The organism is Leptospira sanjuanensis (genome assembly GCF_022267325.1).
GTDB lineage: Bacteria > Spirochaetota > Leptospiria > Leptospirales > Leptospiraceae > Leptospira > Leptospira sanjuanensis.
Window position 1 is genome coordinate 2,947,658 of sequence record NZ_JAIZBG010000001.1, and the last position, 17,948, is coordinate 2,965,605.

The following is a 17,948-nucleotide window of genomic DNA, read 5'->3' on the forward strand; positions in this document are numbered from 1 at the left end:
AAGAATTTATTTTCCATTTGATAAAAACGAGGGTTTGGATTCCATTCTCCTCTCATGAAATCAAAACATACATTTTCGGATAAATTTCGGTATCACTTCGACAACTTCATGTCCCGAGGCGGCGGATCGGTTTTTGCCGCATTGATCACGTTATTCATAATCGCATTCGTGTTTCTTTCCATCCTACGGTTGTTAGGCGGACTTGTCGCGCCGGACGAATCGATACAAGGAAACGGAGAATTTTTCTGGAGAGTGTTTCTGCAGATCTCGGACGCGGGCGCCGTCGCGGAAGACGGAGAATCGAATTGGTTCAATAAAACGACCGGGATTCTCACGGTATTTCTCGGACTCGTGTTATTTTCGAGCTTAGTGGCTTTTATCACCAATCAGTTCGATCAGAAGATCCAGGATCTAAGAAAGGGAAAGAGCGACGTATTAGAAAAAGATCATACGATCATTCTGGGATTCGGCGTTCGGGTCGTGGAAATCATCAAGGAACTCATCGAAGCGAATTCCTCCGAGTCGAGAGCCGTGGTAGTCATCCTCGCGGAAGAAGACAAGGAAGTTATGGACGATTACTTGGCGGAGAATTTGGAAGAACGCAAAACGACTAAGATCATCACGCGTTCGGGAACTCCTTCCAGCCTCCATTCGCTGCGGAAAGTCAACGCGGGAGAAGCGAAGTCGGTGCTGGTTTTGAATTCCTCGGGAGAAGAGGACGGCAAGGACGGAAGAAACATCGGCGACGCGAAGGTATTAAAGTCTCTGATGGCGTTAGTCGCGCTCGGTCATGATAACGAACTTCCCCCCATCGTCGCGGAACTCTACAACGAGGAAAACCGTCTGATCGCGCAGGAACTTTCCTCTTCGATCCAGGTGATGGACGAAAGAAATATTCTCGCAAAATTGCTCGTGCAGACTTCGAGAACTTCCGGACTTGCGGTCGTCTATTCCAACTTAGTCGGATTCGAAGGGGACGAGATCTATTTTTACAAACCTTCCTCCGGTTGGAAAGGGCTCAACTACAAAGAGATCGCATTTCGGTTTAACGAATCCGTTCCTCTCGGTTTCAGAAGGGAAGACGGAGAAATCATACTCAATCCGCCCAGCGATTACACGCCCGACGACAAAGAGGACGCCGTGCTTTTAGCGGAAGACGATTCCAAAATCCGCTACTCGGAAACGGCGGTATCGAGTCCCAGAGACTTCCAACTTCCGAAAAAGAAACGATCCAATCCGGTCGACAAACAACTCATCGTAGGTTGGAATTCCAAAAGTCCTCTGATCGTGGAGGAATACGCGAAGTTCGTTTCTCCCGGATCGACCATAGACATTCTCGTCAAACAGATCGACGAAGAATTTAAGGGAACCGTAATACGTCTCAAGAAAAAATATCCGAAAATCACTCTTAGATCCTTCCAAGCCGATCTTTCCCAGGAATCCGTGATGAAACGGCTCGCGCCCGAATCTTACGATTCCGTAATATTCTTAGCCGAGGAAAAGGAAAACATCGAAGAAGTCGACGCGCAAACGATCTCGCTATTGCTTCGATTCAGACAATATTTCAAACGATACGCGTTTAAGACGGGAAACCAACCTTCCACGCAGCTGATCACCGAAATCATGAACTCGGAAAATACGGAGATCGTTCTCGAAACGGGCGTGAAGGACTTCCTGATTTCCAATCAGTTCGTGTCCAAGATGATGGCTCAGGTTTCGCAGGAACCCGACGTGATGCGGATCTACGAAAATCTGTTCAGCCCCGAAGGAAGCGAAATCTATCTGAAACCGGCTTCTCTTTACTTCGAACACCTCCCTCAAACGCTTAGTTTTGCGGATTGCGTAGGCGCAGCCTTAAAACGGGGAGAAACCTGTTTCGGGATTCGGATCGCTTCGGAGGAAAAAGACGAGAGTAAAGGATACGGCGTGCATTTGATCCCGTTGAAGGATACTGCCTTTTCGATCCATCCGGAAGATAGTTTGATCGTCCTCGCGGAAGATCAAACATAGAACGCGACCCATAGGGAGCGTTCTGCTGAGTTAACGCGACCTGTCGAGCGAACGTAGAAGCGAGACGCTGAGTTCAGGGAGCGTTCTGCTGAGTTGACGCGATTCGTAAAGAGCGTTTTAGCCAGCGAGCAGTGGAACGTTGCGAGCGGCTCTGAGCGAAGTTCAGAAATAAACGCATTTCGGATTAAAAAATCCGTCCTTTCTGTCCGTTCAAAAAATTACGGAGCGTAAAAGATTCAGGAAGGACGGGACATGAACCAAGCGAAAATCATATTCATTCTTACCCTATTTGCGGCCGATTGCCAAAGTATAAACAACGAACAAATCGACGGAGAGGAAGCAATCAAACGAATCTCGAAGGAGATCTCCGTCGTATCCGTTTTCGAAACGATGGGCGGATACGGTACGAATCCGGCTCGCTGCAACACTATAGGAACAACGTCTCCTCCGTAAGGAATCGGGATCGATAGCGAACCGAACGAAACCTATTCGACCGCGCAAATCATACAGGCCCCGTATCCTCAATTTCCAAGAATGCAGGTGAATGGTATCATTTCGAGTCCGGCCGATAAGGACGTCTTTCGATTCACCAGCGCTCAGATCCTTTCCACGAAATTTACCATGCTCTCGGGCGCAAGCGGCCTGCAAACTCAGTTACGGAGCGGATGAAAGTTCGAACAATAGTTTCATTCCCTTCGGTGTTAATTTTTCGCTGACACCGGGATTAGAGACTACCTTTACGATAGGACCGAACCCCTGGGAAGCCGTCCATATAGCGTGTGACGGAACTACCGCACAAAGTTATGTTCTGCAAGCGGGATTACAACGCGTATGAAAACGGCGCCGGCGTAAGTTCGACCGCGTATTCCGCCGCAATCGTAAGCCTTACGACCTCGCACTTATTTTTTATCGAAGCGATGGGAATTTCAAAATCGAAAACCTATTCCGGACATTCCGTGGATCGTTGTATCGATGCAATTCGAACCGCCGGCGTAGTCTATGCGATCGCCTCTTACAATCAAAGCTTTTCCACTTGTGAAATCAACAGAGGAGTTTATGAAACCGGAAGAATCGCACTTTTAAAGGAAGATTGCACATTGGAGCCGGCAAAAATCACCGCTAACAAGATCTACGGAACCGGGCAGTAGCAATAAACCCTTCTTCGCATTAACGAAACTACCCCTTTGGCGGTAACTCTTTATATCCTTTATAAATAATAAATTTCCAAAGGTTTATGAGGGATCGAGCGGATTTATTTGTCTAAAAATCTCAGAATTCGTTTTCGAGTTTAAGATTTCGAGGAGATTTTCGACATGAAACAGTTTCTAATGATCGCAAGCGTTTGGGTTCTTTGGTTAAATTCGGTAAGGGGAAACATCTCCCTCGGAGAATTCAGCACAGAGGAAGAATGCAGAACCGCGATTCGTCAGGACCAAACCCATCTGTTGGTGTGGAAAACACATTGCAAGGAATCCGAATAACTTAGAACTGAAACCGAACCCGCCCGTACGTTACAGGAAAGGCCGAAGAAACCGCTACGATCGTTTCATTAAGGACGTTTTCGAAGAAAAATCGACTTCGGGAATGTACTGCCGGAAAAACGCAACGAATTCGGTCGTATGCGCAATCTTTCGGTTAAACAAGAAATAAAATATTTCCGATAATTTTGTATCGGTTTTTCCGCCGTACAATGTTACAATCCTTAATTCCTGGATCGGCGCGAAACTGCAGATTCCGGGAGGGTTTAAAAAATGAAAACGAGTCTGGCACTTTTAAGCATCTGGATCCTTTGGTTACATTCCGTAAGAGGAAACATCTCCCTCGGAGAATTCAACACTCAAGAAGAATGTCGAGCCGCGATACGACAAGACCCTACTCATTTATTAACTTGGAAAACCTTCTGCCAAGAAACGCGGTAAGATACGCGGCGCAGTTCGCTTAACAAATTAGAAATCAATCCGCGGCTTTTGGCTGCCTCATTCTTTATGAATCATTCGGCATGTCCAGATAGTTCAAAAACGGCTGAAGAATCCGATACGATTCGATCGTATTCTTTACGAAGTTTTTCGATAAAAGATCCGAGTCGGAAACCTTTCGTTCCACGATATAACTCGTGTATTGAATCCATTCCAGATCGGGATGATCCTTTGAAAAACCTTTCGGAGCTGTTTTGAGCTTCATATCCGAAAGACCGCCGAACTCCTTGACAAACTTCTTATCCTGAACGATCTTTTTAAGAATTTTAGAATCTTCTAAAATAGCCTCTCGCACTCCGCGAAGGATCTTGGTATCGGGCATATACAAACCTCCCGCGATAAAGGATTCGTTGCCCGGTTGAACGTGGACGTAAAAAAGAGGTCTTCCCAAATCCTTACCCCGCGCCCCGATGCTCGCGCCGAAATTGGTCTTATACGGTTCCTTATTTTTGGAAAAACGAACGTCCCTGTAGATACGAAAAATGCACTTCTTAGGATCCACTCCCGCGAGCGCAGGATTGACTTTTGCAAGTCCGATGATCAGCTCCGTGATCAGGGCTTCGAAATCGTTCTTTGCGGAAGTGAACAAGTCCTTATGACCGTCGAGCCAAATCTTGTTGTTATTCTTCGCTAATTTTTTAAGAAAATCTAAAGTGGATTGTTGCAGCATGAAAACCTCCGCATAAGAATTCTATGTCTTCCGCGGAGGATCAAGTCAAAATCGCAAGCGCTCTCGAATCGACGTTCGCTTCTGGAACTCTGAGCCGATAGAATCGAATACTTGCTAAAGAGCGCCGGAAAGAAATTTCCGATTCTATCGTAAATGCAGGAGTTCCCGCACTTCTGTTCGTATTTTTAATATTACGGGGAAATTCGAATTTGCGCGCAACGGACGGCAAACTCATCGAATGAAAGCGGATTAAATGGAAGCTTCTTTAAAGATCGTGTCGATTCGATGGAGAATCGCGGCTTCTTTTTCGGAGGAGGAACGCGCTTGTTCCAAACCCGCAACGAGGGTTTTTAATTCTTGTTGGATCTGCGCGGAAAGTTTTCTGAAATCGGGGACCCAAAGAGAATTCAGATCGCCGGGCTCGGCTTTCCACAAACCTCTCGCGTATTCCCTTCTCCGTGTTTCGAGATCCTTTTTGGAATTCGAGGAAATCAGATACGCATAAACGGCGTCCACCCACTCCTCTTGATGCGGAGCCGGATTGAATCCGTGAAAACAAGTCAAGTGAACCACGCTGCTGAAGTTCCGGACGATTCTAACTTCGGTTCTGTGAAAACTCGAAGCAAGAATCGGAGCCGCGGTTTTGGATTCCTGCGTATACCAATTCTTTCTTCGGGAAGGAAGAAATCTCTGATGAACTCCTCTCGTGATTCCCGATTGAAGATGATTCTGCAAAGCGAGAGAATCGTTCGGGTCCAATTCGAGTTTTACGTCCAAAAGCCAGACCTTCGCCCCTTTGCGGCTGAGCTCTTCCCAATCCCCGCTTAAGAATATTCGATTTCTTGCATATTGTGATTTTGGAATACAGGCTTTGAAATACTTTTCGTGGATTCCGGAATGTTCCACCATTTCCTTCGTAAAAAGAAAGAAGTCGTTGTCTCCGGTAGCGATTCCTCTTGTGAACTTTCCGAACTCGATAAGAGGAACGTAGTTTTCCCCTTTTTCGTTTTCAAAATCGGGTTTTCGCTCGCTCACTTGAATCTTCTTTTCCATACGATGAAAGATAGGACTCCACTTCGCTTCGGGGTCCGGAAAGGGAATCCATTCCCTTTGGATCGACTCAACGGAACCGGCAACGATCTCCGTTTTTTCGGAAAAGAATCCCGGCTTGAGTCTGGTCCAGCAAAATCCCGATTTCTTAACTTTATCAGAATTTTCTAATAAAAGAATACACGAACTCGTCACCGCTTCGTCGAAAAGACTGTCCTGAGGAGATAAAAGGAACAAGGAATGCAGAAGAGCGGATTCCTGAAGAGCCGATTTGATGAAAACTCCGTAACCCGAATTGAAAAAGTCCTGGGGAACGAGAAAGGCTGCGCGCCCTCCTTCGTTTATCATATTCAAACATTTTAATAGAAAGAATACGTATAGATTGGCGGTTCCCGGAAGTCTCCGGTCCGATCTTCCTCCGAACTGTTGAATCAGTTCTTTGGAATAATTTTTATCGCTGATCTTGCGATACGGAGGATTGCAGAGGATGACGTCGTATTTCCGTTCTTCTTCTCGAAGGAGAAAATCACGATCGTAGAAATTCAGTATACTAGTTTTAGAGACTCTATTTTCGAGAGCGGATCGGCTGGACAGAAGACATTGCGAATCCAAGTCGTAACCGACCCACTCCGCATTCAAATCCGGTTTCTTATCGAGAATACTTTCGAAAAAAACTCCGTTCCCGATCGCGGGATCCAGTATACGCTTTTGTCCTTCCGGAGAAGCGATTCGTTCCGCTCCCAGAACCCAATCAACCAGGAAATCCGCGACCCTTTCGGGCGTAAAAAACTGTCCTAGATATTTACTTTTGTTTTTCCGTCTTACCTCTGGTGACATTTAAACCGTGCAATTCCAATCATTCGCCGTTCAAACGAAATCAATTTTTTATGCTTATTCGTTCCGCAAGTTAACATCAGTTAAAGACAAAACTTTCAGAACGGGAGAACCTAACAACCAGTAAATTATTTCATCGAGTTTCGCGCTGTTAGGCGACTCATCAGTATACTATCACTGACCGTTTTCTAAGCACAGAAACTTTTTTTAAGAGGACATCGTAAAAGCGTATACGCGTATACGGCGACAAAGTGAGAACGATGTTTCTTTTGCGCGTATACGCCTCTCATTTTTCCAGTTAGTCGTTTTAGCTTTCGATTTTGTTAAAAGAATACGCGTCTATGATAATCGTAAATAGGATCTCGTATAGGTTTCCATACTTACAACGATCCTAGCCTTTTTTGTTTTCGTCTTTTTCCGCCGATATAAGATCTTTTACGGACGTACGTTTTATCTACGTCCGATATGAGATAACGTATACTCCGGTTTCAAAAGACTTCGAATACGACAATAGAGGCGAGAATATGATCGTTTCCTACTATTCTAGGGTTTTATACGGAGTTTATGAAATTAGGAGGCGGAGTATACCGGAGCAATTTCCGATTAGCAATAAATCAGTTAATGCGACATGATAAAAAAATAACGCGTTGAAATTCTAGGAAAATACTCGGGCCAAAAACGGAGAGTTTAAAGAGAGGATCCGAATCCGGTTTCAAGCGGAACGTTCGACCGGCTTGTGGAAAATCGGAGCGTTACTGAGGAGATCGTTCTCCGTTTTCTTTTCCTCCGCCCTTTTTCAATATGAGCGTTTCAAGAGCGTCGAGTTTTTGTTTACGCACTTCTTCCAAAGGACTTCTCCCGTGAACATCCGAATGGTTCGGATCGGCTCCGAGTTCTAAAAACTTTTCCGCCAACGAAATTCTTTTTTTGAGAATCGCTTGGAGCAAAGGAGTGATCCCTTCCGCGTTACGATGATTGATATTCGTTCCGGATTTGACGAGAAGTTCGGGAATCCGAGGATCAACTTCGGATTCTTCGGTAAGAAAATGAAGCGCATTGTCGACTCCTACTTGAATCGATTTTCCTTCCACAATCTTCTCATGAAGGCGGCTCGTATAATCCGGCTTAGCGTTGTGCTTTAAAAGATATTCCACGATCGAGAAATTTGCTTGGGATGTTCCGGCTCCGCATGCGAGGAAGAGAGGAAATTCTTCCGGATTTCCCTTGTCGAAATTGACCTCGGCATGATTTTCAACCAGAAACTGAACCAATACGAGATTTCCATGACGGATCGCAACGTTTAAGATGGAAACCGGAATCGTTTTCGTCGCGTCGACTTTGGAAAGATATTCCAACTTTGCGCCCGACTCGATCAATCGTTTCGGAACGGCCAGGTCGTCTATGTCCAAAACCTTGACGTCCAAAAGCCCGGAAAGACTTTCCAGAAGAACCGAACTTCCGTCCTCATCCTGCGCATTTACGTTTGCGCCCGAACGAATCAACACTTCGGCGACTTCCGGTCTGTGATCGGCGATCATAAGCGCGGTCTTTCCTCTGGAATCCGTCGCATCCACATTGGCTCCCGCTTGAATGAGAATCTGCGCTTTCTTCGGATCTCCTTCCTGAATGGCTCTTAGAAATTCGCTGTCCAAAGCCGAATCTCCGAAAAGGAAAAACGGGAAAATCATTAAGAAACAGGGTATTTTATGAATTCTGGAAATCATCGGGTATCAAAGGACCATCTTTATACTATTCAATCGGTTTTTATAGGAAGTGTATATCCACATTTTTAGAATCCCGATTTTCCAGGAATCCTAAAAACGTCTTTTTATCTTGACCCTTTCCCGTTCTCGGGGTTCCTACTTCTTTTCGGAGTTCTCCTATGCCACAATCCTTTAAAGAATATACGTATTATGACGCTATCGGTCTTGCCGAATTGGTTCGAAAAAAATCCGTTCATCCGAGCGAACTCGTCGAATCGGCGATCGAACGGATCGAATCCGTAAATCCCGGACTCAATGCGGTTATCACCAAGTTTTATGACGAAGCGAAGAAGAACGCGAAATCAAAGCTTCCGGACGGTCCGTTCAAAGGTCTTCCGATTCTCGTCAAAGACATCGTTCATTCGATCGCGGGCGCGCCTCTTACATCCGGCTCCAAATCGTTTCGAAATTATATTTCTCCTGTAGATTCCGAATTCGTAAAACGACTGCGGACAGCGGGAACGATCTTTCTCGGTCAGACAAACGTTCCCGAATTCGCACTCATGGGTATTACGGAACCGAAGTTTCACGGTCCTACTAGAAATCCTTGGAACTTGGAAAGAACTCCGGGAGGTTCTTCCGGAGGTTCCGCCGCCGCAGTTGCCGCAGGAATGGTTCCCGTTGCGACCGCTTCTGACGGAGGCGGTTCGATCCGAATCCCCGCCGCCTATTGCGGGTTATTCGGTTTAAAACCGACTCGGGGAAGAACTCCCGTCGGTCCGTATTTCGGAAGATTTTGGCAGGGAGCTTCGGTGGATCACGTTCTTTCGAGAACGGTCCGAGACAGCGCGGCATTTCTGGACGCGTTAGGCGGAATCGAGAACGCGGGCGCGTTCTCCTTTGATTCGCCTAAGACCGGTTATATGGCGGAGATCAAAAAACCTCCCGGCAAACTGCGGATCGCATTCTCCACTCAATCTCCGATCGGAACTCCGGTTCATCCCGATTGTGTGGAATCGGTGGTTCATACGGCGAAACTTTTGCATTCTCTCGGTCATAAGGTCGAGGAAAAAGACGCACCCGTGGACGGTAAGGCGATCGGTCGCGCGTTTATCACGATGTATTTCGGTGAGATGGCGGCTCAGATGAAAAACCTAGAACCGATCCTCGGAAGAAAAGCGAGAATGGGAGACGTCGAGTCGGTCACTTGGATTTTGGCCTTACTCGGTAAAACGGTTTCTGCCGGAGAATTCGTCCTCAATTTGCAGGAATGGGACAAGGCGGCTCTCGCGATGGAAACGTTTCACGAAACCTACGACGTATATCTCACTCCTACGACCGCGATGCCTCCCGCAAAGATCGGTGAACTGGAACCCAAACTCGGAGAAAAGATCGCGATGCAAGTCGTGGGTCGTCTCGGCTTGGGAAGAATGTTACTCGCTTCCGGTCTTGTGGACGAGCTCGTGGAAACGAGTCTTTCCAGAACTCCGTTTACACAGCTCGCCAATCTTACGGGACAACCTTCGGTTTCACTTCCGATCGGTCAGACGAGCGATCAACTTCCGTTAGGTTTACAGTTTACCGCCGCGAGAAGAAGGGAAGATATCCTCTTTCGTCTCAGCGCTCAATTGGAAAAGGCCGTTCCTTGGTCGAAGCATAAATAGCGAAACGTATATTGGAGAGTTCTAATGAATCGAAAGTTTCGGAGACTTATCTTATTGACGATTCTTTTTCATTTTCAGTTGAATTGCAAAAATCGACCTGCGACATCGTTCGAAGAAAATGGGGTTTACGGCTTTAAAGATAAAAATGGGAAGGTAGTCATCGCGCCTCAATATTTGAATGCGACCGACTTCGATGAAAACGGTGTTGCGTTCGTGGCCGGAGAAAAAGGATGGAGTTGTATAAATTCGGACAATAAGATTCTATTAAATTCTTTTATTTTTGACAACGGACCCGACTACCTTTCGGAAGGACTGGCGAGATTCGTAGAAAACAAAAAAATCGGATTCCACGACCCAGGTTGTAAAAAAACGATTCAAGCTGAATACGATTTCGCGTATCCTTTTGAAAACGGATTTTCGATTGTCTGCAACGGATGCAGATCCGTAAAAACGGACGAACATTCCATGATACAAGGCGGAAATTACGGAATCATAAACAAAAAAGGAGAAGTGGTCGTCCCTATAGAATACGACGCGGTATCCTTGGATGAGAACAAGGTAGCTCATACAATCAAGGGAACCCTTAAAAAAGAAATTCCCGTTCAATAATCGATAGATTCATCAATGATCCCCGTCTTACTCATCGGCCTCGGACGAATCGCGTCTCTCTTAGAGAAGGATACGTTGCGCAATCGTCCCTGCACGCACGCGGGAACGATCTTTTCTCCCTGGGGAAAAAATAAATTCTCCCTGATCGGAGCGATCGATCCGTCGGAAGAACGACGAAAAACTTTTTGCAAAGATTGGAATATTCCAAAAGAAGCATGTTTTTCCGACTTTAAGGATTGGTCGGTCTCGTTCCATTCTTCTCAAAAACGGAACGATACGACGAAAAACCGAGAATCGAAATCGGAAATCCGATTCGATTCTTTCATTTCACAAGAAACGATTCAGGCCGTGACGAACGCACGTTTTTCGTCGAACGCCTACAAAAGACAGAAACGTGGGAACTCATACGAAAACGATCCACAGAAACGTAGGAACTCCCGCACACAAAACACCGATCTCTCCTCTTGTCTCGTCGTGATCGCAACTCCTTCCGAAACGCACTACGAACTCGCAAAGGCCGCGATCGACTTCGGATTCCGCAGGCTACTCGTCGAAAAACCGGTTTGCCATTCCTTGCCTCTTGCGCGTAAACTCGCAAAACTTTGCCGTGATACGAAAACCGATCTTCGGGTAAACCACGAGAGAAGATATCATCCCGTTTACAAACAAGTCCGCCGCTGGATCCAAGAGGAAACCTACGGTCCCGTGCGCACGATCCGCGCATCCGTTCTTACGTCCGCACGCAATCCGGGCCGCGCGGTCCTGGATAAAACGGGCCCGCTCTTCCATGACGGAACTCATGCGGTCGATCTACTCGTTTGGTATTTGGGAATGCCCGACCGTGTAGTTTCCGTTTTGCGGTCGTATCCAAATTCTCCCGTGGAAGAACAAGCCCTTGCTCTTATGACCTATCCGAACGGAGAAACCGTTTTTCTGGAGGCTGGAGGAATGCGGAATTACTTCCAGTTCGAGTTGGACATTCAAACGGAATCGGCCCGCTTTCTCGTGGGGAACGACGAGGTCCGCTATTGGAAATCCAAACCTTCCCGGAAATACAAGGGATTTAAAAGTTTGACTCCGGTTTCAATTTCCGAAAAATCTTCCGCAGGCTCGAATCCGTTTCTCAATCTATACGATTCTCTGCACCGGCATTTGTCCGGAAAATCTTCCGACATCACGGGAGATATGGAAGAGAATCTGCAAATTCTCACCCTGCTGGACGCGATCCGGAAAGGAGCCGAAAAAAGAATCCTAGAGGTTTAGAAGTTTCATCTATGCTCGTGTCAACCGGAAACGCCGAACCTCAGGAAACCCAATCCTACAAACGGCATAGCAGCGCCTGGAGATTTTGGAACGCGAGTTCCTTCGTCTGGAAAAAGATCTGGGCTATATTCTGGTTTTTTAAATTAGGAAGGATTCTTTTCCCTTCCTTTCGAGACCCCGCCGTTCAGGAAAAATTTTTCCGCGCGTTGGGAGAAGATTCCCGAAACTTCTTTTTATCGATGGGCGGAGTGTATATCAAACTCGGTCAGTATCTCGGAAATCTTTCCCATATTTTTCCCGATTCGTTCACCGAGTCTCTGCAGGACTTACAGGATCGGGTTCCTCCGCATCCGTTCTCCGAAATCGAAGAACGGTTTCGTTCCGAGTTCGGAAAAGAAATCACGAAAGTGTTTCCGGACATTCAGAGTTCTCCCGAAGCGAGCGCGTCCACGGCTCAGGTCCATGTCGCTTCCATCGGCGGACAAAAAGTCGCCGTCAAGGTTTTGTATCCTGGAATCGAAACTCTCATCGCAAACGATCTGAAAAATATCCGCTCCTTCTTAAAAAGAATCAACCGCTATCTTTTCCGTTTCGAATACAAGAAGATCCACGACGAGATCACTCATCTCGTGACGAGAGAAACCGATCTGCAACTCGAAGCGGATTCGTATGATCGGATGAGACAACTCTTTGCCGAAGAACCCGATTACGTTTTTCCGAAAGTCATCCGTCAATTTTCGGGCAAGAGCGTTCTCGTCACCGAGTTCATCGAGGGAGTAAAAATCACGCGAGCGATCCCCGTGTTAAAAGGACAGGCCAAGTCGAGACCGGTGGAACTTCTCGTGCGCGCGTACGTTCTGATGATCTTTCAATATCGTTTTTATCACGCGGACCCTCATCCCGGAAATCTCATTTATACTCCCGATGAAAAACTCTGCTTTATCGACTTCGGCGCGGTGGGCGAAATCGGAACGGGAGGCGTGTTCGCATTAAAAAAGATTTTTCTTTCGGCGATCGCAAAGGACTACTACGGAGTCGTTTCGGGTCTCGAAGACATAGGCGCGTTATCCGCCTCGGCGGATCGCGACAAACTCGAGGAAGTCGTTCGCTATTCTCTGGAAAAATTAGGCCGTTTTGTGGCGGACACGGATTACTTCCGCAATCTTTCCCTGGATCAGATTCATACGCGGGAAGACCGTCTCTTTCTAAAAGAGATCAACTCCAGCCTCAAGGAAATTTTTAGAATGATCCAGATTCCGGAAAATTTCATTTTCCTGGAACGGGTTCTGGGTTTACTGGTAGGGATTACCGCGATCCTGGACCCCTATAGAACCGTTTTAGACTACGGAGAAAAACCGTTCCGGAACGTCGCCGCCGGAAAAGAAGGCGGACTGGAGTCTCTTTTGTTAAACGAAGATAAGAATCTATTGGGAAACACACTTTCCATTCCGGGAGAATTTTATAAAGTACTCCAGAACATCAATCGGGGCAGACAGGGAATCCAGCTCCGGGAAGTGGAACGCCACACTCGGAAGATGTATGTTCTCGGACATCAGATTTTGTATTCCGGATTCTTGATTGCGGGAATTCATTTCGGAAATTATTATCTCGAAAAAGGAATGGAAATCCAAAGTTGGAGCGCCTTCGGAACCTCCGGATTTTTCGGACTTATACTTTTATATTCATTTTGGAAAAACAAACTTAAAAAGAAAGGAACCTCTTCGTGAAGTATTTTGAAAAAAGATTTTTAGACGTCTACCGCCCTCTTTATCTAGGAGTCATCTTTATCGGAATCGTATTGGATCTTGTGACGAAGTTCGTCGTCATTCTTTACTTTCAGCCTCATCGTTATCTGGAAGTAATGGGCAGCTTCTTCCGGATTACTCTGACTTTCAACACAGGATTCGTATTCGGCGCGTTTCAGGACAACGCGATTCCTTCTCTCGTTGCGACCGGAGTCGCGATCGTGTTTCTCATCGGATACAGATGGAAGAATTTCGATCTCGGAAATCCCTGGGGATGGAACCTCGTGATGGCCGGAGCCTTCGGAAACTTCCTCGATAAATTCTTCGTAAAAATTCCGGGCACGGGATTCCGTTTCGGATTTCAACCCAACCTCGGAGAATACATCGGAGTCGTGGACTTTCTCGACTTCGACTGGCCCGACTTCCTTTTATTTTCCAGATGGCCCGCGTTCAACGTGGCCGATTCCTGCGTGACGATCGGATTGACGATTCTCATCTTCACGATGAAGCTGGAAGAGGAGAAATAATTTCTTGAAAGCGCTCGACCTGCCCATCTGGAGAAAATTGTTCAATCGCAAAGAGGCGAACAACAAGGAAATCATTCATTTTCTAAGGGAAACTTCCGTCTTCGGCAGAATGAAAAAAAGAACCCTGATCGAAATCGCAAGGATGGTGCACGTTCGGGAATATCAGGAAGGGGAGACGATCTTTCGTCAGGGAGAAGTCGGAGCGGGATTTTATCTCGTCTACGACGGCTCCGTCGTGATCCGTTCCGTGCGCGACGGAATCGAACTCGATCTCGCACATCTCGATCAGCACGCGTTCTTCGGCGAACTTTCCCTCTTTACGGAGGAACGAAGAACCGCGAGCGCGATCGCTCTCGAACAAACGACGTTGCTCGGATTTTTTCAACCCGATCTCAAAGAGATCATCGAAACCAAACCGAGGATCGGAATCGAAATTCTCATGAGCCTTTCCACGGTAATCGTGGAACGACTTCATAGAACCAACGGATTGTTGGAAAAGGCTTACTTCCGAGGAAAACAAAAGAATGCGTGATCCCGCAAGAAAAGAACTCTCCGAATATTTCATCCGGACGAGTTTCTTTCTCATCGTAGCCTTTACCGTAGTCGTGTCGCTTTGGGGACTGCAGCTTCTTGCGGTTCCGATGGTCATGGCTTTATTGATCTTTTATGCGTTCAACGGAACGATCAACAATTTGGAAAGTTTGGGCGTCCCGAGAATTCTTTCGATCGCGGTATTGATGTTAGTCATCAGCATTCCGATTTATCTCTTCATCAACTCGGTCGCACCTCCGATCGTTTCCACGTTGAATCCTCTTTTGAAAAACTGGAAACAGGATCTGGACGAAGCGAAGTTCAAATACTTAACCGTGACCGTCAATCTTCAATTCAACGAATTTCCGGCGGGATGGAACGAAACGATCCGTCCCGACGAACTCATCAAACGGATCGCGGAGCTGATGCACGAACAAGTCAAGGGTTTCGTGTCCTACGTTCCGACTTTGATCGGTTATATGATCATCACCCCCCTATTCGCGTTTTTATTTTTGTTAAACGGAAACGGGATGTATAAGAATTTGATCGCTCTGATTCCGAACCGTTATTTCGAGATGGCCTTGATGGTAACGTATAAAATCAACGAACAGTTGACCAACTATTTGAAAAGCCTCATGATTCAAGGAGCGATCATCTGCGGAGTTTCCGGACTCGGTTTCTATTTTATCGGTCTTCCGTATTTTTACATTTTCGGTTTATTTTTGGGAGTGGCGAACTCGGTTCCGTATCTCGGACCGATCATGGGAGCGATTCCTCCTTTGTTCTTCGCGCTCGTCATCGGAGGAACCGGAACGACGGAGCTGATGACTTCGATTTTAATCGTGGTTTTGATCGCGCAGATCATCGATAACTTCTTTATCCAGCCGATTGTGATTTCGGGTTCGGTTTCCTTACATCCGATCGTAGTGGTCGGCGCGGTCACGGTAGGCGGCGCCGCTTTGGGGCTTGTGGGAATGCTGATCGCGGTTCCGATGGCGGCGATTTTGAAAGTGACGATTCAGACCTTATACAGCGGAATGAAGGACCACAACCTTCTTTAAAGAAGGTTTGTGAATCGATTCCAAATGAAAAGAACTTAGAAAGAACCGCTTTCAGCCTATCCTGATTCTCTTTTAACAACTCAATTTTGTTACAGCATTTATCCGCTTCGAATTCGGACTGAGCGGACTCAGGAATTTGTGGAAGAGTTTCGCACCTTTTGCAAGAAGACGTCCTTGTCAGAATTCTGAAAGACATTCGTTGGAATGATCAACGCCGATAACGAAGTCACGTATAAAAACAAATAACCGTCACCTTCTTCACAACGATGAATCTTTTCGAGAGAATAACGAAACGATCCCGAATCGTTTTCCGTAAGGATCGCGTCGTCGGTGAGTTCCAAGTTTTGAACTCCGATCATCCCGTTGTTACGACCTTCTTTTAAAAGATTTTTTACGTTATTCTTCAATCGCCAATAGTAGATTTTGTCCGCAAAAAGAAACCAAAGGATTCCGATCGCAAACAAAGGAGAATTCCATAGGATCGAAATGAGATCCAAATGTTCCCGGTTAAGAAAGAAAAAAACAGCGATCGCCCATATAGGAATCAGCCAGCGCAAAAGCAAAAGCCTTCTTTGTGTAAACTTCGAATTTCGAAAATGATAAACGTTGAAATTGATAATATCCTGCTCGTTTAACGGGAAAGAAAGTTTCATAAAGGGGTGCTCCGAGTTCGGACGAATTTTGTTCGTCTTTTTAAAAACATTTGTGTCTCGTTTAGTTTGCGCGATTTAGGAATCGAATTTGAAAAATCCATTTTCTAAATAACGATTAAGCCAAGGGTTTTACCACTTTCAAACGAGCGGCCTTTGCCAAAGCGATCTGCTTCATATCTAAAGAATAAAATTCTTTCACTTTTAAAGAAATCGCCTGAGCTACGTGCAAAATATCTAATGAACGAACTCCTAACTTGTGAGTGTGCTTTCTCGAAAGTTCCGCGGCGATTTTCAGAGACTCCGATCCCGAAACGATTTTGAGTTCTAAAACTCCTTCCGAAAGATCGCTCTCGAAATCTTTTCGTAAAAGCGCCACTTCTTTTGTGTTGATTTCTTTACGGAACAACTTGAGATTAATTGCGTTTTCCCATTCCAGAATATGTAAATTCGTAATAGGAATCGAAGTTCCTTTTCTTTCAAAAAATCTAGAAACCTGCTCGGAATTGATTTCGGGAAAGTAAAGTTTTACCAATACGCCCGTGTCGAGGTAGTCCACTAAGCACGGCCGTCCCGGTCCGATCGGATTAAATCGCTTAGAGACTTTCCCTTTGCAGAACTGATCCGAGTCTTAGCGCGTTTATAAAAATCGGGAACGAAACTTTTTTTAAACTCTTGCGAATGAAACGAAGTAATTTTTGCGACCACTTTCTTTCGGCGCAAAACGTAGACTTCTTCACCGTCCTCCACCCAATCCAATATTTTGGAAAAGTTATGCTGAATATCCCGGATATTGGCCTCTTTCATAACTCAATTTAGACGCACAAAATGTGCGTCGTCAAGAAAAATTGCAGGGAATCCGTCAAGTCAATACCTGCCGAGGAAATGTTATATGAATTTAATAGGATATTAGGGAATAAAATCTATCAGAACAAACCGTTCACGCCGTTGATCGTAACCGTTTTGATGACTTCCTTATCTTTTTCGGATTCGGCGACCTTCCAGTTTACACCCGATGAAGTGGACAAAAGACTTCTACCCACGCCGTTACGACCAAGCGCGGAACCGACTCCGCTCACTCTCGCGATAAAGATTCCGTGACGCGAAGATAGTTTCGCATAACGTTCCAGGTCTTGCGCGTGTGTGGAATCCGATTCCAAAACGGAATCGATATGAAACAGAAGATTTACGTTTTGCGATTTCAGTTCTTCGAAACGGGCCTCGTTGAAGATTTCCTTTCCGGCTACGATCCCGAAACGAAAACCTCCCATGATAAAGATCGTTTCCCCATCCCCCGCGACCGCCGCCGATTCTTCCGGAAAAAGCTCCCGTTTGTCGTACCAATCCACCACGACCACGTTTTGAACGATCGGGATGCTGATCTTCGGTTTTCCGCCTTCGTCCTTGCGGAACATAGAACCGCCGATAATTACACCTTTATAATATTCGGAAATCTGTAACAACTCGTCCGAATAACGTTTCGCGTATTCGGAAAGTTTTTCCGGAGCCGCCGAAGAATCGTAAAAGGGAAAATATTCCGGTAAAAGAAGAAAGTCCGACTTCTCCTTGGAGAGTTTGGATTTCTGATCGTTCAAAACGGGTTTATGAATCTGTTTTTGAAAAAGCGTAACCTTTGCGGATGCCAAAATCGACCT

General features: G+C 46.1%; 18 protein-coding genes and 2 pseudogenes. 13 read left to right on the forward strand and 7 right to left on the reverse strand.

All coding sequences use genetic code 11. The features are described 5' to 3' along the window. Positions 1-54 precede the first annotated feature (54 nt). The 5 genes from LFX25_RS13265 to LFX25_RS13280 all read left to right on the forward strand — a co-directional run bounded on the left by LFX25_RS13265 (position 55) and on the right by LFX25_RS13280 (position 3,491). Positions 55-2,010 carry a CASTOR/POLLUX-related putative ion channel gene (locus LFX25_RS13265; RefSeq protein WP_238730659.1) on the forward strand — a complete coding sequence of 652 codons (1,956 nt, stop codon included), beginning with the start codon at positions 55-57 and terminating at the stop codon, positions 2,008-2,010. Between the two features lie 252 nt (positions 2,011-2,262). Beyond that, positions 2,263-2,463 carry a hypothetical protein gene (locus LFX25_RS13270; RefSeq protein WP_238730660.1) on the forward strand — a complete coding sequence of 67 codons (201 nt, stop codon included), beginning with the start codon at positions 2,263-2,265 and terminating at the stop codon, positions 2,461-2,463. Positions 2,464-2,550: 87 nt separating this feature from the next. After that, positions 2,551-2,679: a hypothetical protein gene (locus tag LFX25_RS20815; protein WP_255717823.1), complete on the forward strand. Its 129-nt coding sequence runs from the start codon at positions 2,551-2,553 to the stop codon at positions 2,677-2,679. A gap of 134 nt (positions 2,680-2,813) precedes the next feature. Then, complete coding sequence (locus LFX25_RS13275) at positions 2,814-3,158, forward strand: hypothetical protein (protein WP_238730661.1); 345 nt, start codon at positions 2,814-2,816, stop codon at positions 3,156-3,158. 165 nt (positions 3,159-3,323) lie between these two features. Then, complete coding sequence (locus LFX25_RS13280) at positions 3,324-3,491, forward strand: hypothetical protein (protein WP_238730662.1); 168 nt, start codon at positions 3,324-3,326, stop codon at positions 3,489-3,491. A 502-nt stretch (positions 3,492-3,993) separates the two neighbouring features. On the opposite strand, the gene LFX25_RS13285 is transcribed toward LFX25_RS13280, so the two are convergent. From LFX25_RS13285 to LFX25_RS13295, 3 genes are all read right to left on the reverse strand, one after another. Next, entirely contained in the window at positions 3,994-4,656 is a 663-nt protein-coding gene (locus LFX25_RS13285) for a DUF2461 domain-containing protein (protein ID WP_238730663.1), read from the reverse strand. A 249-nt stretch (positions 4,657-4,905) separates the two neighbouring features. Next, on the reverse strand, positions 4,906-6,543 hold the full coding sequence (locus LFX25_RS13290; RefSeq protein WP_238730664.1) for an HsdM family class I SAM-dependent methyltransferase: 1,638 nt from the start codon (positions 6,541-6,543) through the stop codon (positions 4,906-4,908). Positions 6,544-7,292: 749 nt separating this feature from the next. Further along, on the reverse strand, positions 7,293-8,264 hold the full coding sequence (locus LFX25_RS13295; protein ID WP_238730665.1) for an ankyrin repeat domain-containing protein: 972 nt from the start codon (positions 8,262-8,264) through the stop codon (positions 7,293-7,295). Positions 8,265-8,422: 158 nt separating this feature from the next. Between LFX25_RS13295 and LFX25_RS13300 the strand changes: the two genes are divergently transcribed. The 8 genes and pseudogenes from LFX25_RS13300 to LFX25_RS13330 all read left to right on the forward strand — a co-directional run bounded on the left by LFX25_RS13300 (position 8,423) and on the right by LFX25_RS13330 (position 15,643). Beyond that, positions 8,423-9,907 carry an amidase gene (locus LFX25_RS13300; RefSeq protein WP_238730666.1) on the forward strand — a complete coding sequence of 495 codons (1,485 nt, stop codon included), beginning with the start codon at positions 8,423-8,425 and terminating at the stop codon, positions 9,905-9,907. Between the two features lie 24 nt (positions 9,908-9,931). After that, a complete protein-coding gene (locus tag LFX25_RS13305) occupies positions 9,932-10,516 on the forward strand; it encodes a WG repeat-containing protein (protein ID WP_238730667.1) in 585 nt (194 codons plus the stop codon). Between the two features lie 15 nt (positions 10,517-10,531). Then, positions 10,532-10,774: pseudogene (locus LFX25_RS20985) on the forward strand (Gfo/Idh/MocA family protein); the annotation flags it as partial. Positions 10,775-10,966: 192 nt separating this feature from the next. Next, a pseudogene (locus LFX25_RS13310) lies at positions 10,967-11,779 on the forward strand (Gfo/Idh/MocA family protein); the annotation flags it as partial. Positions 11,780-11,790: 11 nt separating this feature from the next. Then, on the forward strand, positions 11,791-13,506 hold the full coding sequence (locus LFX25_RS13315; protein WP_238730669.1) for an ABC1 kinase family protein: 1,716 nt from the start codon (positions 11,791-11,793) through the stop codon (positions 13,504-13,506). After that, complete coding sequence (locus LFX25_RS13320; protein ID WP_238730670.1) at positions 13,503-14,051, forward strand: lipoprotein signal peptidase; 549 nt, start codon at positions 13,503-13,505, stop codon at positions 14,049-14,051. The genes LFX25_RS13315 and LFX25_RS13320 overlap by 4 nt, the downstream gene beginning before the upstream one ends. A 4-nt stretch (positions 14,052-14,055) precedes the next feature. After that, positions 14,056-14,583, forward strand: coding sequence for a cyclic nucleotide-binding domain-containing protein (locus LFX25_RS13325; protein WP_118956319.1), 528 nt, complete (start codon positions 14,056-14,058; stop codon positions 14,581-14,583). Next, a complete protein-coding gene (locus tag LFX25_RS13330) occupies positions 14,576-15,643 on the forward strand; it encodes an AI-2E family transporter (protein ID WP_238730671.1) in 1,068 nt (355 codons plus the stop codon). Before LFX25_RS13325 ends, LFX25_RS13330 begins: the two co-directional genes overlap by 8 nt. A gap of 128 nt (positions 15,644-15,771) precedes the next feature. On the opposite strand, the gene LFX25_RS13335 is transcribed toward LFX25_RS13330, so the two are convergent. The 4 genes from LFX25_RS13335 to LFX25_RS13350 form a co-directional block, all read right to left on the reverse strand. Beyond that, positions 15,772-16,296 carry a YcxB family protein gene (locus tag LFX25_RS13335; protein WP_238730672.1) on the reverse strand — a complete coding sequence of 175 codons (525 nt, stop codon included), beginning with the start codon at positions 16,294-16,296 and terminating at the stop codon, positions 15,772-15,774. A gap of 115 nt (positions 16,297-16,411) precedes the next feature. After that, positions 16,412-16,852 carry a type II toxin-antitoxin system VapC family toxin gene (locus tag LFX25_RS13340; protein WP_238730673.1) on the reverse strand — a complete coding sequence of 147 codons (441 nt, stop codon included), beginning with the start codon at positions 16,850-16,852 and terminating at the stop codon, positions 16,412-16,414. After that, the gene (locus LFX25_RS13345) at positions 16,852-17,100 is read right to left on the reverse strand and encodes a type II toxin-antitoxin system Phd/YefM family antitoxin (RefSeq protein ID WP_238730674.1); all 249 of its coding nucleotides are present in this window, start codon (positions 17,098-17,100) and stop codon (positions 16,852-16,854) included. Before LFX25_RS13345 ends, LFX25_RS13340 begins: the two co-directional genes overlap by 1 nt. A 119-nt stretch (positions 17,101-17,219) precedes the next feature. Beyond that, entirely contained in the window at positions 17,220-17,939 is a 720-nt protein-coding gene (locus LFX25_RS13350; protein WP_238730675.1) for a carbon-nitrogen hydrolase family protein, read from the reverse strand. Between the last annotated feature and the right edge of the window lie 9 nt (positions 17,940-17,948).

Coding starts and splice junctions, on each gene's coding strand:
- LFX25_RS13265 (WP_238730659.1), top strand. CDS start 55: ATGAAATCAAAACATACATTTTCGGATAAATTTCGGTATCACTTCGAC.
- LFX25_RS13270 (WP_238730660.1), top strand. CDS start 2,263: ATGAACCAAGCGAAAATCATATTCATTCTTACCCTATTTGCGGCCGAT.
- LFX25_RS13275 (WP_238730661.1), top strand. CDS start 2,814: ATGTTCTGCAAGCGGGATTACAACGCGTATGAAAACGGCGCCGGCGTA.
- LFX25_RS13280 (WP_238730662.1), top strand. CDS start 3,324: ATGAAACAGTTTCTAATGATCGCAAGCGTTTGGGTTCTTTGGTTAAAT.
- LFX25_RS13285 (WP_238730663.1), bottom strand. CDS start 4,656: ATGCTGCAACAATCCACTTTAGATTTTCTTAAAAAATTAGCGAAGAAT.
- LFX25_RS13290 (WP_238730664.1), bottom strand. CDS start 6,543: ATGTCACCAGAGGTAAGACGGAAAAACAAAAGTAAATATCTAGGACAG.
- LFX25_RS13295 (WP_238730665.1), bottom strand. CDS start 8,264: ATGATTTCCAGAATTCATAAAATACCCTGTTTCTTAATGATTTTCCCG.
- LFX25_RS13300 (WP_238730666.1), top strand. CDS start 8,423: ATGCCACAATCCTTTAAAGAATATACGTATTATGACGCTATCGGTCTT.
- LFX25_RS13305 (WP_238730667.1), top strand. CDS start 9,932: ATGAATCGAAAGTTTCGGAGACTTATCTTATTGACGATTCTTTTTCAT.
- LFX25_RS13315 (WP_238730669.1), top strand. CDS start 11,791: ATGCTCGTGTCAACCGGAAACGCCGAACCTCAGGAAACCCAATCCTAC.
- LFX25_RS13330 (WP_238730671.1), top strand. CDS start 14,576: ATGCGTGATCCCGCAAGAAAAGAACTCTCCGAATATTTCATCCGGACG.
- LFX25_RS13335 (WP_238730672.1), bottom strand. CDS start 16,296: ATGAAACTTTCTTTCCCGTTAAACGAGCAGGATATTATCAATTTCAAC.
- LFX25_RS13345 (WP_238730674.1), bottom strand. CDS start 17,100: ATGAAAGAGGCCAATATCCGGGATATTCAGCATAACTTTTCCAAAATA.